The organism is Pseudoxanthomonas gei (assembly GCF_010119615.1).
Lineage (GTDB): Bacteria > Pseudomonadota > Gammaproteobacteria > Xanthomonadales > Xanthomonadaceae > Pseudoxanthomonas_A > Pseudoxanthomonas_A gei.
The window spans coordinates 196,621-211,349 of sequence record NZ_QOVG01000005.1; the positions used below are offsets into that span (position 1 = coordinate 196,621).

The 14,729-nt window shown below is 67.3% G+C and carries 9 protein-coding genes and 1 pseudogene; 5 read left to right on the forward strand and 5 right to left on the reverse strand.

What is annotated here, in order from left to right; all coding sequences use genetic code 11:
* Window positions 1-47 precede the first annotated feature (47 nt).
* The 3 genes and pseudogenes from rsgA (at window position 48) to DT603_RS09230 (ending at window position 5,282) form a co-directional block, all read left to right on the forward strand.
* Window positions 48-1,142 carry a ribosome small subunit-dependent GTPase A gene (rsgA, locus tag DT603_RS09220; protein ID WP_162349583.1) on the forward strand — a complete coding sequence of 365 codons (1,095 nt, stop codon included), beginning with the start codon at window positions 48-50 and terminating at the stop codon, window positions 1,140-1,142.
* Between the two features lie 395 nt (window positions 1,143-1,537).
* Window positions 1,538-2,776 (forward strand): annotated as a pseudogene (locus DT603_RS09225) (flavohemoglobin expression-modulating QEGLA motif protein); the annotation flags it as partial.
* A 214-nt stretch (window positions 2,777-2,990) separates the two neighbouring features.
* Window positions 2,991-5,282, forward strand: coding sequence for an NADP-dependent malic enzyme (locus DT603_RS09230; RefSeq protein ID WP_162349585.1), 2,292 nt, complete (start codon window positions 2,991-2,993; stop codon window positions 5,280-5,282).
* A gap of 419 nt (window positions 5,283-5,701) precedes the next feature.
* Here DT603_RS09230 and DT603_RS09235 read toward each other — a convergent pair whose 3' ends face one another.
* Complete coding sequence (locus tag DT603_RS09235) at window positions 5,702-5,935, reverse strand: hypothetical protein (protein ID WP_162349586.1); 234 nt, start codon at window positions 5,933-5,935, stop codon at window positions 5,702-5,704.
* Window positions 5,936-6,060: 125 nt separating this feature from the next.
* On the opposite strand from DT603_RS09235, the gene DT603_RS09240 reads away from it, so the two are divergent.
* Window positions 6,061-7,752, forward strand: a complete 1,692-nt coding sequence (locus DT603_RS09240; RefSeq protein WP_162349587.1) for a histidine kinase famiy protein — start codon at window positions 6,061-6,063, stop codon at window positions 7,750-7,752.
* A gap of 743 nt (window positions 7,753-8,495) precedes the next feature.
* On the opposite strand, the gene DT603_RS09245 is transcribed toward DT603_RS09240, so the two are convergent.
* Genes DT603_RS09245 through DT603_RS09260 form a run of 4 tightly spaced genes read right to left on the reverse strand, consistent with a single transcriptional unit; the run spans window position 8,496 to window position 11,772 of the window.
* Window positions 8,496-8,885, reverse strand: coding sequence for an STAS domain-containing protein (locus DT603_RS09245; RefSeq protein WP_162349588.1), 390 nt, complete (start codon window positions 8,883-8,885; stop codon window positions 8,496-8,498).
* Window positions 8,886-8,922: 37 nt separating this feature from the next.
* Window positions 8,923-9,306: an STAS domain-containing protein gene (locus DT603_RS09250; RefSeq protein ID WP_162349589.1), complete on the reverse strand. Its 384-nt coding sequence runs from the start codon at window positions 9,304-9,306 to the stop codon at window positions 8,923-8,925.
* Window positions 9,303-9,740 carry an ATP-binding protein gene (locus DT603_RS09255; protein WP_162349590.1) on the reverse strand — a complete coding sequence of 146 codons (438 nt, stop codon included), beginning with the start codon at window positions 9,738-9,740 and terminating at the stop codon, window positions 9,303-9,305. Before DT603_RS09255 ends, DT603_RS09250 begins: the two co-directional genes overlap by 4 nt.
* The gene (locus DT603_RS09260) at window positions 9,712-11,772 is read right to left on the reverse strand and encodes a SpoIIE family protein phosphatase (RefSeq protein ID WP_162349591.1); all 2,061 of its coding nucleotides are present in this window, start codon (window positions 11,770-11,772) and stop codon (window positions 9,712-9,714) included. Before DT603_RS09260 ends, DT603_RS09255 begins: the two co-directional genes overlap by 29 nt.
* A gap of 221 nt (window positions 11,773-11,993) precedes the next feature.
* Here DT603_RS09260 and aceE point away from each other — a divergent pair, with 221 nt between their 5' ends.
* A complete protein-coding gene (aceE, locus tag DT603_RS09265) occupies window positions 11,994-14,684 on the forward strand; it encodes a pyruvate dehydrogenase (acetyl-transferring), homodimeric type (protein WP_162349592.1) in 2,691 nt (896 codons plus the stop codon).
* The last annotated feature ends 45 nt before the right edge of the window (window positions 14,685-14,729 follow it).

Here is a 14,729-nt window from a genome sequence, read left to right on the forward strand (position 1 = left end):
AACGGAATTCGCGCGGGATTCCGGGACCCGGCGCCTAGAATGGCCGCATGCCCGCACCTTCCCCTGATTTCACCGCCCTGCGCCTGATCGGCTGGCCGTATGCCGGCCTGCCTGAAGACGCCGCCTGGTCCGCCCTGTTTTCCCTGCATCCGCAGGCCCTGCCGGCCCGGGTCAGCGAGCAGCACCGCTCCGGCTACGTGGTCGCCGACGGCCCGGAAGCCGCGCTGAAGGCCGAGTCGCTGCCGGAATGGCAGAAGCCGCGCTTTCCCTCGCACCAGCGCGCCGCGGTCGGCGACTGGGTGCTGATGGACGGCAAGAAGATCGTCGCCCTGCTGCCGCGGCACACCGCGATCAAGCGCGGCGCCGCCGGCGAGCACTACCACCAGCAGGTGATCGCGGCCAACGTGGACACCGTATTCATCGTCTGCGGGCTGGACGACGACTTCAATCCGCGCCGCATCGAACGCTACCTGATGCTGGTCGGTGGCGGTGGCGCCGAACCGGTGGTGGTGCTGACCAAGGCCGACCAGACCGACTACTCCGAAGATGCGGTCGAGACCCTGGCCGAGCTGGCCGCGCAGGACATCACCGTGTGCGCGGTCAACGCCAAGGACCCGGCCAGCGTGGAATCACTGCATGGCTGGCTGGGCGCGGGCCGCACCGCGGTGCTGGTCGGCTCGTCGGGCGCCGGCAAGTCCACCCTGACCAACACCCTGCTCGGCATCGACCGCATGAAGACCGCGGCGGTGCGCGAGAACGATTCGCGCGGCCGCCACACCACCACCCACCGCGCGCTGATCCCGCTGCCATCCGGTGCCTGCCTGATCGATACGCCGGGCATGCGCGAGCTCAAGCCCACCGGCGAGGAAGAACTGAAGGAAAGCGGTTTCGCCGACATCGAGGCGCTGGCCGCCCAATGCAAGTTCCGCGATTGCTCGCACCAGAAAGAGCCGGGCTGCGCGGTGCGCGCGGCGATCGAGGCCGGCGACATCGACGAGGAACGCTTCATCAATTACCTGAAGCTGCGCGACGAGGTCGCCGCCGCCGCCGACAAGCTGGCGGTGCGGGTCGCACAGGCCAATACCAAGGTGGGCGGCAGGCCGGCGCCGAAGCGGTCGGATGATCGGTATGGGCGCGAATAGCCATAAATCGAGGATCCAAACCTCAAGACTTGTTCGCGCATTATGAGAAGTAGCCCTTCCCTCGCTTGCGGGGGAAGGTGCCGAAGGCGGAAGGGGGCGCTCTTCGCGCCGTCTGTCAGAGCCAAAGCCAAAGCGTTTCGTGCTTTGCGCGAGTCACTTTTCTTTGAACGGCAAAGAAAAGTAACCAAAAGAAAGCCGCCCTGACGACGTGCCCAACGGTGAAGCCGTTGGGTCCGCAAGCGCAGCGGGAATTTCCGGAAGGCACATCCATGTGCCGTCCGGAAACGTCGCACATCCTGTGCGCCGCCCTTCGGGTTTTACCCACTGCGCTTGCCACGTCTCACGGGGTTTGGGGGCACAATCAAAAGCAAGCCCGAATCTACGCAAGGCGACGCATGACCCCTTACCCCGACATCACCCACCACGCCGCCCTCGACGCGCGCATGGTCCAGGCTGCGCGCGGGATCAAGCTGCTGGGGCTGGCGAGCTGGCCGGCGGCGGTGCAGGCGCCGTTCCTGGCATCCTTTGCCGCCGGAAACCCAAGCCTGCCGCTGATCGAATATCCCAAGTTCGACTTCAGCGCAGAACGCCGCGAACTGGAAGCCATCGGCGCCGAAGCCGATCCGGCCCATCCGCTCGGCCGTTACCTGCTCGAATCCACCCGCAGCTGGGCGCTGGCCGCGCAATTGCTGGAAACTCTGGGCACGCCCGCGGCCGGCGCGCATTCACTGGCTCTGTTCGGCTCGCCGGAGGCCACCTTGCCCGGCAACGGCCCGACCACCCGCGACGCGGCGCGCCATTTCATCTCCATCGCCAACGAACTGGACCGCGAGCTGCTCGCGCCCGAGGAACAGGTCCCGATCTCGGCCACCGCCCTGCGCCTGCAGCTGCAGAACGACCTCGACGATTTCTTCGACAGCCGCGTGATCACCGTGGAGCTCGACCCGGACCTGATCGCCAAGGCCGCCGCCGGCGCCACCCGCATCCGCCTGCGCCAGGGGGCCGACTTCAGCGACTACGATCGCCGCCAGCTGTTCCACCACGAGGCGCTGGTGCATTCACTGACCGCGCTCAACGGCCGCCAGCAGCCGCTGATGCCCAGCCTGGCGCTGTCCTCGCCGCGCGCCACCGAAACCCAGGAAGGCCTGGCCACGTTTGCCGAGCAGATCACCGGCAGCATCGACATCGCCCGCATGAAGCGCATCAGCCTGCGCATCGAGGCCATTGCCATGGCGCTGTCGGGCGCCGACTTCGTCGAGGTGTTCCGCTACTTCATCGACGCCGGCCAGAACGTGGAGGAAAGCTTCTCCTCGGCCCAGCGCGTGTTCCGCGGCGTGCCGGCCGGCGGTGGCACCGCCTTCACCAAGGACACGGTGTACCTGCGCGGGCTGATCGACGTACATACCTTCTTCCGCCGCGCGCTGCAGGATGACCAGCTGCGGCTGGGACGCTGGCTGTTTGCCGGCAAGATGACCCTGGGCGACGTGCGCGCGTTCGCGCCGCTGTTTGAAAGCGGGGTGCTGGCGCCGCCGCGCTGGCTGCCGCCGTGGGTCAGCCGCGCCAGCGGCCTGGCGGGAATGCTGGCGTTCTCGCTGTTCGCCAACCGCATCCGCCTGGACCAGTTGACCGATCCGGTGGCCGCCACTGTTCCCGCGCGGGACATGCTTCCCGGTGTGGGAGGGGCTTCAGCCCCGACCGCTTCACAGTGAACGCCTGTCGGGGCTGAAGCCCCTCCCACAACAAGCCCTCCCATCACCCGCTCTGCCAGAATTTCTTGCGCAGCCGCGCCGAACGGGCGCTTCCAGGCACTGGGTTAGAATCGCTTCCTGCCTACGGAAGCCGCGCCGCATGTCCAACGAAGACCAGAAAATCGCCGACCTCAAGCAGGCCGCGCTCGAATACCACCGCCTGTCGCCGCCGGGCAAGATCAAGGTGGCGCCGACCAAGCCGATGGTGACCCAGCGCGACCTGGCGCTGGCGTATTCGCCTGGCGTGGCCTTCGCCTGCGAGGCGATCGTCGAAGACCCGAACATGGCCAGCGAGATGACCGCGCGCGGCAACCTGGTGGCCGTGGTCACCAACGGCACCGCGGTGCTGGGCCTGGGCAACATCGGCCCGCTGGCCGGCAAGCCGGTCATGGAAGGCAAGGGCGTGCTGTTCCAGAAGTTCGCCGGCATCGACGTGTTCGACCTGGAGATCGACGAGACCGACCCGGACAAGCTGGTCGACATCATCGCCTCGCTGGAACCGACCTTCGGCGGCATCAACCTGGAAGACATCAAGGCCCCGGAGTGCTTCATCGTCGAGCGCAAGCTGCGCGAGCGCATGAGCATCCCGGTGTTCCACGACGACCAGCACGGCACCGCCATCATCGTCGGCGCGGCGATCTACAACGCCCTGGAAGTGGTCGGCAAGAAGATCGAGGACGTCAAACTGGCCACAAGCGGCGCCGGCGCGGCCGGCATCGCCTGCCTGGACATGCTGGTGGCCCTGGGCCTGAAGCCGGAGAACATCCTGGCCGTCGACCGCGACGGCGTGCTCTATACCGGTCGTGCCCACCTGGACCCGGACAAGGCGCGTTACGCACGCGATACCGACAAGCGCACCCTGGCCGACATCGTGACCGGCGCCGACATCTTCCTGGGCCTGTCGGCCGCCGGCGTGCTCAAGCCGGAAATGGTCGCCACCATGGCCGACAAGCCGATCATCCTGGCCCTGGCCAATCCCAATCCGGAGATCTCGCCGGAAGACGCCAAGGCCGTGCGCCCCGATTGCATCATCGCCACGGGACGTTCGGACTATCCGAACCAGGTCAACAACGCCCTGTGCTTCCCCTACATCTTCCGCGGCGCCCTGGATGTCGGCGCCACGGTCATCAACGAGGCCATGAAGACCGCCTGCGTCAAGGCCATCGCCGCCCTCGCACGCCGTGAAGCATCCGACCTGGGCAGCGCCTACGGCGACGAGATTCCCTGCTTCGGGCCCGAATACCTGATCCCGCGCCCGTTCGACCCGCGCCTGCTGGTGGAGCTGGCCGGCGCCGTGGCCCAGGCGGCGATGGACTCGGGCGTGGCCCTGCGCCCGATCGCCGACATGGACGCCTATCGCGAGAAGCTGGGCCAGTTCGTCTACCGCACCAGCCTGATGATGAAGCCGGTCTACGACCGCGCGCGCGCCGACAAGCAGCGCGTGGTCTATGCCGAAGGCGAAGAGGAAGTGGTGCTGCGCGCGGTGCAGACGGTTATCGACGACGGCCTGGCCTTCCCGATCCTGATCGGCCGCCCCGACGTGATCCAGACCCGCATCGAGCGCCTGGGCCTGCGCATGCGCGAAGGCGTGGACTTCGAACTGACCAACCAGGACGACGACCCGCGCTTCAACGAGTACTGGCAGTACTACCACGCCCTCACCGAGCGTCGCGGCGTCACCCCGGCGGCGGCCAAGAACCTGATGCGTTCGCGGCCCACCCTGATCGCCGCGGTGATGGTGGCGCGCGGCGAAGCCGATGCCATGGTCAGCGGCATCGTGGGGCGCTTCCACAAGAAGCTGGGCTACGTGCGCAGCGTGATCCCGCTGGACCCGGGCGTGCAGTCGACCTCGGCCATGACCGGGGTGATCAACAACCAGGGCGCCTACTTCTTCCTCGACACCCACGTGCAGGACGACCCGACCGCCGAGCAGATCGCCGAGGCCACGCTGCAGGCGACCTATCGCCTGCGCCTGTTCGGCATCGAGCCGAAGGTGGCGCTGCTGTCGCATTCCAACTTCGGCAGCCACGAGACTCCCGGCGCGCAGAAGATGCGCAAGGTGCGCGCGCTGTTGCGCGAGCGCATGCCCAAGCTGGAGATGGACGGCGAGATGCAGGGCGACACCGCCTGGGACGAGGCGCTGCGCCGCAAGATGATGCCCAACTCCACCCTGAGCGGCCGCGCCAACCTGTTCGTGCTGCCGAACATCGACGCGGCCAACATCACCTACAACATGGTGCGGGTGATGACCGACGGGGTGGCCATCGGTCCGATCCTGATGGGCATCTCCAAGCCGGTGCACATCCTCACCAGCAGCGCCACGCCGCGGCGGGTGGTCAACATGACCGCCATTGCCGCCGTCGACGCGCAGATCCGCGCCCAGCAGAAATAGGCCCCTGCCTTGTAGAGCCGAGCTTGCTCGGCTCTACCTATCAAAAGCATCCGGGGCAGCTCGGACCTGCCAGAGCCCGAAGCAACCGCTGTTGTAGGAGCGACGCAAGTCGCGAAGCATGCAGTGCCTGATTGCCAACAAGGTGGGGAGTCATGACTTCCTGGCTTCGCGACTCGCGTCGCTCCTACAACGTCCGGCCCGCGCATTCCCGTGGAGCCGAACGTGCATGTGTCCCTACCCGCCGCTGCGCACCGACCACAGCCCGAAGCAACCGCTGTTGTAGGAGCGACGCGAGTCGCGAAGCACGCAATGCCTGATTGCGAGCAGGGTGGGAGCCAAGATTTCCTCGCTTCGCGACTCGCGTCGCTCCTACAACGTCCGGCCCGCGCATTCCCGTGGAGCCGAACGTGCACGTGTCCCTACTCGCCGCTGCGCACCGACCACAGCCCGAAGCAACCGCTGCTGTAGGAGCGACGCCAGTCGCGAAGCACGCAATGCCTGATTGCGAGCAGGGTGGGAGCCATGATTTCCTGGCTTCGCGACTCGCGTCGCTCCTGCAACGCCCAGCCGGTGAGCCTGGCGCTGCAAGCAAGAGCGCCGGGCGAGCGCGGCTCTACAAGGAAGATGCGTCGCTCAAGCCGACGCATTTTCATCTGCGGTTGTGGAAATCTTCATTTCCCGTTCGGGTTTGCCCACGTTTCCGGCGTCTGGCTTAACACGCCACTGCAAAACTCGTCGCGTCGCGAACGACCATCGTTCGCCCGCAGCGGGAGTGCGCATGACCAACAAGGAATCGATCCTCCAGCCAGGCGTGCAGGTGCAGGATGCCCTGGGCCTGGTGGCCGCCGCCTATGACGGCACCCCGTCCACGCGTACCGCCATCGACGGCGATGCGCCGTCCGATCTTTCCGGCGCCCGCCACGACATCTTCTTCGCCGCGGTGGAAACCACGCGCATGCCGATGACGGTGACCGATCCGCGCCAGCCCGACTGCCCGATCATCTTCGCCAACCGCGCCTTCCTGGAAATGACCGGCTACAGCCGCGAGGAAATCATCGGCCGCAACTGCCGCTTCCTGCAGGGGCCCGACACCGATCCGGCCACCGTGGACAGCGTGCGCGAGGCGATCGCGCAGCGCGCCGAGCTGGCGACCGAGATCCTCAACTACCGCAAGGACGGCTCCAGCTTCTGGAACGCGCTGTTCGTCTCGCCGATCTACGGGCAATCGGGCGAGCTGGTGTATTTCTTCGGCTCGCAGCTGGACGTCAGCCGCCGCCGCGATGCCGAGGACGCGCTGCGCCAGTCGCAGAAGATGGAAGCCCTGGGCCAGCTCACCGGCGGCATCGCCCATGACTTCAACAACCTGCTGCAGGTCATGTCCGGTTACCTGGAGCTGATCGAGCTGCAGGCCGAAGCCGGCGCGGCCCACGTCGACCACGAGCGCCTGCGCCGCAACGTCGGCCGCGCGCGCGATGCCGCCGGCCAGGCCGGCACGCTGACCCAGCAATTGCTGGCGTTTTCGCGCAAGCAGAAGCTCGAAGGTCGCGTGCTCAACCTCAATGGCCTGGTCAACGGCATGAGCGACATCGCCGAGCGCACCCTGGGCAGCGACATCAGTTTCAGGCGCGAACTGGCCAGCGAGCTGTGGAACTGCCGCATCGACCCGACCCAGGCCGAGATGGCCCTGCTCAACGTGCTGATCAACGCGCGCGATGCGGTGGCCGGCAGCGAGGTGCGCGAGGTCACCGTGCGCACGCTCAACGTGACCGTGGGCGATGACGATTCCTATGCCTACGACAACCTGGCGCCGGGCCGCTACGCCAGCGTGGCCATCACCGACAGCGGCCACGGCATGTCGCCGGCGGTGCTGGCACGGGTCATGGACCCGTTCTTCACCACCAAGGAAGAGGGCAAGGGCACCGGCCTGGGCCTGTCCATGGTCTACGGATTCGCCAAGCAGTCCGGCGGGGCGGTGCGCCTGTATTCCGAACCCGGCCACGGCACCACCGTGCGCCTGTATTTCCCGGCCGATGCCGAGGCCGAATACACCGCCCCGCGCGAACTGGGCCGGGCCAGCAACCGTCGCGGCAGCGAAACCATCCTCATCGTCGAGGACCGCCAGGACGTGGCCGACCTGGCGCGGATGATCCTCGACGACCACGGCTACCGCACCCACCTGGCCCGCGATGCGAAGTCGGCGCTGGAGCTGCTCGACCGCGGCACGCCGGTGGATCTGCTGTTCTCGGACATGATCATGCCCGGGCGCATGAACGGGGTGGTGCTGGCGCGCGAGGCGCGCCGACGCCGTCCGAAGATGAAGGTGATGCTGACCACCGGTTATTCGGATGCCTCGATCGAGCGCACCGACGCCGGCGGTTCCGAGTTCGACGTGCTGACCAAGCCCTACAGCCGCAAGGAACTGCTGCGGCGCACGCGCATGGCTTTGGATGGGCCTACCGGCGTGGCCTGATCGGCGTGGTCTTCCCTCAACGCTGAAGCAACCGCCGTTGTAGGAGCGACGCCAGTCGCGAAGCACGCAGCGTCGGATTGCCAACAGGGCGGGGCGCCATGATTTCCTGGCTTCGCGACTCGCGTCGCTCCTACAAAGTCCGGCCCGCGCATTCCCGTGGAGGCAAACGTGCAGGTGTCCCCACCGGGCTCTCCGCACCGACCACAGCCTGATGCAATCGCTGTTGTAGGAGCGACGCAAGTCGCGAAGCACGCAGCGCTTGATTGCCAACAGAGTGGGGGGGCCATGATTTCCTGGCTTCGCGACTCGCGTCGCTCCTGCAAGAGCCGGCCCGCGCATTGCCGTGGGGGCAAACGTGCAGGTGTCCCCACCGGGTTCTGCGCACCGACCACAGCCTGAAGCAACCGCTGTTGTAGGAGCGACGCGAGTCGCGAAGCACGCAGCGTCGGATTGCCAACAGAATGCGGAGCCATGATTTCCTGGCTTCGCGACTCGCGTCGCTCCTACAAAGTCCGGCCCGCGCATTTCCTTGGAGCTAAACGTGCAGGTGTCCCCACCCGGCTCTGCGCACCGACCACAGCCTGATGCAACCGCTGTTGTAGGAGCGACGCAAGTCGCGAAGCACGCAGCGCTTGATTGCCAACAGAATGCGGAGCCATGATTTCCCGGCTTCGCGACTCGCGTCGCTCCTACAGCGTCCGGCCCGCGCATTGGAGCGGAGCCGAACATGCCCGTGCCGGCAATCAGCCCTCGTCGCTGCCGTGCAGCATGTCGCGCTGCAGCTGGTCGATATAGGCGTCGGCTTCGGCGCTGCTGGTGAAGATGGCTTCCATCGGCAGGGCCTGGACCATGTCCAGGACCTTGCGGATCTGGGCCTGCGGATGCACGGCCAGCACCTTGCCGTGCAGCGGCGCCAGGGCCTTGCGCGCCTTGAGGATGGAACGGATGCCGGCGCTGCTGATGTACTCCAGCCGGCCCAGCTCCATCACCAGCACCATGCCGGGCGCGGCCGCCGACAGCAGCGGATCCAGCGCCTCGTCCAGCTGCTCGTAGGTGGCACTGTCCAGGCGACCCGTCAGCACCACGTACTGGTTGCCGTTGACCGGCGGGTAGAGGTCGATCTCCAGGCTCATGCCGTGCGGCCCGGCCTGCGTTGCACGGGTGACCGCATCATTCTTCCTCGCCGGCCTGCAGCACCTTGCGCTGCATGGCGTCCAGGTAGGCATCGGCTTCGGCGGTGGAAGCGAAGATCTCGTGCATCGGCACCGCCTTGACCACGTCGAACACCTTCTGGATCTGCGCCTGCGGGTTCACCACCAGCACCTTGCCGCCATGCGCGCCCAGCGCCTTGCGCGCCTTGAAGATGGAACGGATGCCGGCGCTGCTGATGTACTCCAGCGCGGCCAGGTCCAGCACCAGCGACTGCAGGTTGCGGTCGAGCAACGGTTCCAGGTGTTCGTCCAGGTCCTCGAAGGTGTGGGTGTCCAGGCGCCCGGCCAGCACCACGCGCTGGCTGCCATTGGCGGGGGGCAGGATCTTGATGTCCAGGCTCATGGCAGGGTCTCCGGTGCAGGCATGCGCAGGCTCACGCGCAGCAGGTTGGCGTCGTCGACGCGACGGTAATGGGTTTCCTCGGCGATCTGCCGGATCAGGTACAGGCCCAGGCCGCCGATCGGCCGGTCCATGATATCCACGTCCAGGTCCGGCGCCTCGACCGACATCGGGTCGAACGGCGCGCCCTCGTCGCGGAACTCCAGGGTCAGCAGGTCGCCGTCGATGCCGATGTTGACCGACAGTTCGTGCTGGCCGACCGGCTGGCCGTCGACCTTGCCGTGGGCGATGGCGTTGCTGGCCAGCTCCTCCACGATCAGGCGCACGTCGCCGCGCACGCCCGCATCGATGCCATGGCGCTTGAGCACCGCCTCCAGCGAGGTGTTGAGGTCTTCCACCCGCGCGGTTTCACCCGGGACGATCAGACGTATCAGCATGCGTGCTCTCCTCGGAGGCGATGGGGATGATCGTAACCGCTGCACGCTCGCCCGGCGTGGCAGGCGCCAGTGGTTCGTGCTCCAGCGCGCGCCGGATCGCCAGCACGGTGATGTCGTCGGACTGCGGCGCGGTGCCGGCGAACGCATGCACCGCGGCCAGCACCTGCGTGCACTGCGCCTGTGCGCTGCGGCCGGCGTGCAGAACCGCCAGCAGGCGTTCGGGGCCATAGGCCTCGTTGCCGGGATTGAAGGCTTCGGTCACTCCGTCGGTGTAGGCCAGCAGGCTGGCGCCCGCTTCCAGCTGCCCATGCCACAGGGTGAAGTCGCTGCTGACCTCGAAACCCAGCGGCGGGCCGGCCGCCACCGCCAGGGTTTCCACGCGGCCGTCGGCATGCAGCAGCAACGGTGCGTCGTGGCCGGCATTGGCCAGCGTGCAGTGCCCGCTGCGCACGTCCAGGTGCCCGCACAGCACGGTGGCGAACATGCAGGTGTCGTTGCCTTCGACCAGCCGCCGCGACGCCTCGGCCAGCACCTCGGCCGGGGAAGCCAGCGTGTGCGCGGCCACTTCCAGCACGGTGACCGTGCGGGCCATGAACAGCGCCGCCGGCACGCCCTTGTCCGAGACATCGCCAATGGCGAACCACAGTTCGCCATCGCCGCGTTCGATGAAGCTGTAGAAGTCGCCGCCCACCGCCTTGGCCGCTTCCAGCACCGCGTGCGCTTCCACGCTGGCGCCGCCGCGTGCGATCCGCCGCGGTGGCGACAGCATCGCGTGCTGGATGTCGCGCGCGATCGACAGCTCGCTCTCCAGCTTCTGCCGGGCCGCGCCCATCTCGCCGATCTCCAGCAGCTGCTGCTGGATCGAGGTGCGCGCGTGCTCCAGGGTGCGCGCCATCATGCCCACCTCGTCGCGCTGGCCGGTGTGGGCCACGCGGGTGCCGTAGTCGCCTTCGCCCAGGCGCGCGGCCGCCTTGGCCAGCGCTTCCATCGGGCGGCTGATCTGCTTGGCCAGCTTGCGCACCACCCACATGCACAGTAGCGCCAGGGCCGTGCCCGCCGCCGCCAGCAGCCACAGCGCCCGGTTCAGGCGCTTGACGATCAGGCTGTAGGACTGGGCCACCAGCAGGCTCCAGCCGCTGTCGCCGACCGGGGCCACCACGGTGAAGCGCTGCTCGTGGCTGCGCGTATCGCGGTGGGTGAACTGCCCGGGCTGGTGCAGGCGTACCGCGCGCGCGGCCGGCAGCAGGTCGCTGCGGCCGCTGCGGGCGATGTACTGGTCCAGGGTCTGGGTCAGGGCCACGCCGGGCTCGGGATTGGCGGCCAGGGTGCCGCCGGGCGCCACCAGCGACACCCGCCAGCCCGGCAGGTGGGCCAGGCTCTCGAAGCTGTCGGTCAGCGCCGCCAGTGGCAGGGTCAGGCTGACCATGCCGCGGGTGGGCGCGCCGCGGCCCGAGGGCCGCAGCGGCATGTTGTAGGTGATGGTCCAGGTGCCGCCGGCGGTTTCGTTGCGATAGGGCTCCGACCACCAGCCGCCGGGCGAACTCAGGGTGCGCTGGAACCAGGGCTGGCGCCGGTAGTTGTAGCCGAAGGCCAGCAGGTCGCGGTCGCGCAGGCCGTCGGCGGAGATGTAACGCGCAAAGCCCGGCCGGCCCTCGCGCGGTTCCAGCACCAGCAGCCCGCCGCTGGCCCCCGGGGTGGCCTTGACCAGCGCGCGCAGGGTGGTGATCAGCTCTTCGGGATCCAACGTCGCGTCGGCCACCAGTTCGGCCAGTCCGGTGGTGGTGATGTGCACCGAACGCAGCGTCGTCTCCAGGCGCCGGGCCGCTTCCTCGGTGCTGGCCAGGGTGTCGCGGCGGGCATTGTCCAGGATCAGGTCGCGCACGAACCAGGCCGTCGCCGCGGTCACCAGCAGCAGCACCAGCAGGTTCAGGGCGCCCGACCACAGGGCGATGCGCGTGCGCAGGCTGCGTCGCCAATTCACCCCATCGGCGGGCGCGGCGCTGCGGCCTGGCGTTGCTGGTGTTCCGGACATGCCGGTGTTCCGTGGGATCCCCACCCGATCATAGGCCTGTCGGTGGCCGCGATGTGCGCGCCCGGGACTTTTTCCCATCCGCGCGCGGTCGGGCGCAAGGACAGGCTGTTGCGCCTCCATACGCAGGCGTAGCGAGGCCTTGCCGCAGGGGCTGCGTTACACTCCAAAGCTCATAAAAAAACGATTACGGCCTTGCCACGCGGGGCCCAAGGGAGTTGGCGATGAACTGGTTGAATGAGATGCTGCAGGGCGATCCGGACCCGCAGGAAACCCGCGAGTGGGTGGACTCCATCAAGGCCGTGATCGAGGCCGAAGGCCCGCTCCGTGCGCATCAGCTGCTGGAAGGCATGGTCGAACTGACCCGCCGCTCCGGCGCCTTCCTGCCGTTCTCGCCAACCACCGAATACGTCAACACCATTGCCCCGGGCCTGGAAGCCAAGTCGCCGGGCGACGCGGCCATCGAATGGCGGCTGCGCTCGATCATCCGCTGGAACGCCATGGCCACGGTGGTCCGCGCCAACCGCAAGCCCGGCGACCTGGGCGGCCACATCGCCAGCTTCGCCTCCAGCGCCACCCTGTATGACGTGGGCTTCAACCACTTCTGGCGCGCGCCCAGCGAAAACCACCCCGGCGACCTGCTGTTCGTGCAGGGGCATTCCTCGCCCGGCATCTACGCGCGCTCGTTCCTGGAAGGCCGCATCAGTGAGGCCCAGCTCGACAACTTCCGCATGGAAGTCGACGGCCACGGCATTTCCTCCTATCCGCATCCCTGGCTGATGCCCGATTACTGGCAGACCCCCACCGTGTCGATGGGCCTGGGCCCGCTGGCGGCGATCTACCAGGCGCAGTTCATGAAATACCTGGAGCACCGCGGCCTGATCGAGAAGTCCGACCGCAAGGTCTGGTGCTTCATGGGCGACGGCGAATCCGACGAACCCGAAAGCCTGGGCGCCATCGCCCTGGCCGGCCGCGAAGGCCTGGACAACCTGGTGTTCGTGGTCAACTGCAACCTGCAGCGCCTGGACGGGCCGGTGCGCGGCAACGGCAAGATCATCCAGGAGCTGGAAGGCGTGTTCCGTGGCGGCGGCTGGAACGTGATCAAGCTGCTGTGGGGCAGCTACTGGGATCCGTTGCTGGCGCGCGACACCGACGGCGTGCTGAAGAAGCTGATGATGGAAACCGTCGACGGCGAGTACCAGAACTGCAAGGCCTTCGGCGGCAAGTACACGCGCGAGAACTTCTTCAACAAGTACCCGGAAACGGCGGCCATGGTCGCCAACCTGTCCGACGACGACATCTGGCGCCTCAACCGCGGCGGCCACGATCCGCACAAGGTCTATGCGGCCTACCACCAGGCGGTGAATACCCAGGGCATGCCCACGGTGATCCTGGCCAAAACGGTGAAGGGCTACGGCATGGGCGCGGCGGGCGAGTCGCTCAACCCCACCCACCAGACCAAGAAGCTGGACGACGAAACGGTCAAGTTGTTCCGCGACCGCTTCAACATCCCGGTCACCGACGCGCAGCTGGCCGACGGGCAGATTCCGTTCTACCACCCGGGCGAGGACTCGGTGGAAGTGCAGTACCTGAAGGAGCGTCGGGCCGCCCTGGGTGGCTACCTGCCGCAGCGCCGGCGCAAGTCCACCGAGTCGTTCGAGGTGCCGAAGCTGGAAGTGTTCGACCGTTTGCTGAAATCCAGCGGCGAGCGCGAGATCTCCACCACCATGGCCTTCGTGCAGACGCTCAACATCGCCCTGCGCGACAAGCAACTGGGGCCGCGCATCGTGCCGATCGTGGCCGACGAGGCGCGCACCTTCGGCATGGAAGGCATGTTCCGCCAGATCGGCATCTACGCGCCGTTCGGGCAGAAGTACAAGCCGGTCGATGCCGACCAGCTGATGTACTACCGCGAGGACCAGTCCGGCCAGGTGCTGCAGCAGGGCATCAGCGAGCCCGGCGCGGTGTCGTCGTGGATGGCCGCGGGCACCAGTTATTCGGTCAGCAACGTGCCCATGCTGCCGTTCTACATCTACTACTCCATGTTCGGCTTCCAGCGCATCGGCGACATCGCCTGGCAGGCGGCGGACATGCGTACGCGCGGCTTCCTGCTGGGCGGCACCGCCGGGCGCACCACGCTCAATGGCGAGGGCCTGCAGCACGAGGACGGCTTCAGCCACCTGATCGCCGGTTCCATTCCCAACTGCCGCAGCTACGACCCGACCTTCGGTTTCGAGGTCACGGTGGTCCTGCAGCACGGCATGCAGAAGATGATGGCCGAGCAGGTGGACGAGTACTACTACGTCACCCTGATGAACGAGAACTACACCCATCCGGAAATGCCGGAAGGCGCGGCCGAGGGCATCATCAAGGGCATGTACCTGCTGAAGGATGCGGGCAAGCCGAAGAAGGGCGAGCTGCGCGTGCAGCTGCTGGGCAGCGGCACCATCCTGCGCGAGGCGATCGCGGCGGCCGAACTGCTGGACAAGGATTTCGGCGTCAGCGCGGACATCTGGTCCTGCCCCAGCTTCAACGAGCTGCGTCGCGATGGTTTCGACGTGGAGCGCTGGAACCGCCTGAACCCGGAAGCCAAGTCACCGCGCAAGCCCTACGTGACCACGCTGCTGGAAGGCCGCCAGGGCCCGGCCATCGCCGCCACCGATTACGTGCGCGCCTATGCCGACCAGATCCGCGCCTTCATGCCGGGGCACTACACGGTGCTGGGCACCGATGGCTTCGGGCGTTCGGACACGCGCGCCAACCTGCGCCGGTTCTTCGAGGTCGATCGTTATTACATCGCGCATGCGGCGATTGCTGCTTTGGCCGCCGATGGGAAGATGACTGGCAAGGATGTGGCCAGGGCGATCAAGCAGTACAGGATTGATGTGGAGAAGGTTAATCCGGTTGGGGTGTGACCCTCGGTGGCTGATTGTCTGAGTTGTGAAGGGCGGCCCAGTGCC

What these genes read in the sequence shown, in the direction of transcription:
- rsgA (WP_162349583.1), top strand. Translation starts at nt 48, where the DNA reads ATGCCCGCACCTTCCCCTGATTTCACCGCCCTGCGCCTGATCGGCTGG.
- DT603_RS09230 (WP_162349585.1), top strand. Translation starts at nt 2,991, where the DNA reads ATGTCCAACGAAGACCAGAAAATCGCCGACCTCAAGCAGGCCGCGCTC.
- DT603_RS09235 (WP_162349586.1), bottom strand. Translation starts at nt 5,935, where the DNA reads ATGAAAATGCGTCGGCTTGAGCGACGCATCTTCCTTGTAGAGCCGCGC.
- DT603_RS09240 (WP_162349587.1), top strand. Translation starts at nt 6,061, where the DNA reads ATGACCAACAAGGAATCGATCCTCCAGCCAGGCGTGCAGGTGCAGGAT.
- DT603_RS09245 (WP_162349588.1), bottom strand. Translation starts at nt 8,885, where the DNA reads ATGAGCCTGGAGATCGACCTCTACCCGCCGGTCAACGGCAACCAGTAC.
- DT603_RS09250 (WP_162349589.1), bottom strand. Translation starts at nt 9,306, where the DNA reads ATGAGCCTGGACATCAAGATCCTGCCCCCCGCCAATGGCAGCCAGCGC.
- DT603_RS09255 (WP_162349590.1), bottom strand. Translation starts at nt 9,740, where the DNA reads ATGCTGATACGTCTGATCGTCCCGGGTGAAACCGCGCGGGTGGAAGAC.
- DT603_RS09260 (WP_162349591.1), bottom strand. Translation starts at nt 11,772, where the DNA reads ATGTCCGGAACACCAGCAACGCCAGGCCGCAGCGCCGCGCCCGCCGAT.
- aceE (WP_162349592.1), top strand. Translation starts at nt 11,994, where the DNA reads ATGAACTGGTTGAATGAGATGCTGCAGGGCGATCCGGACCCGCAGGAA.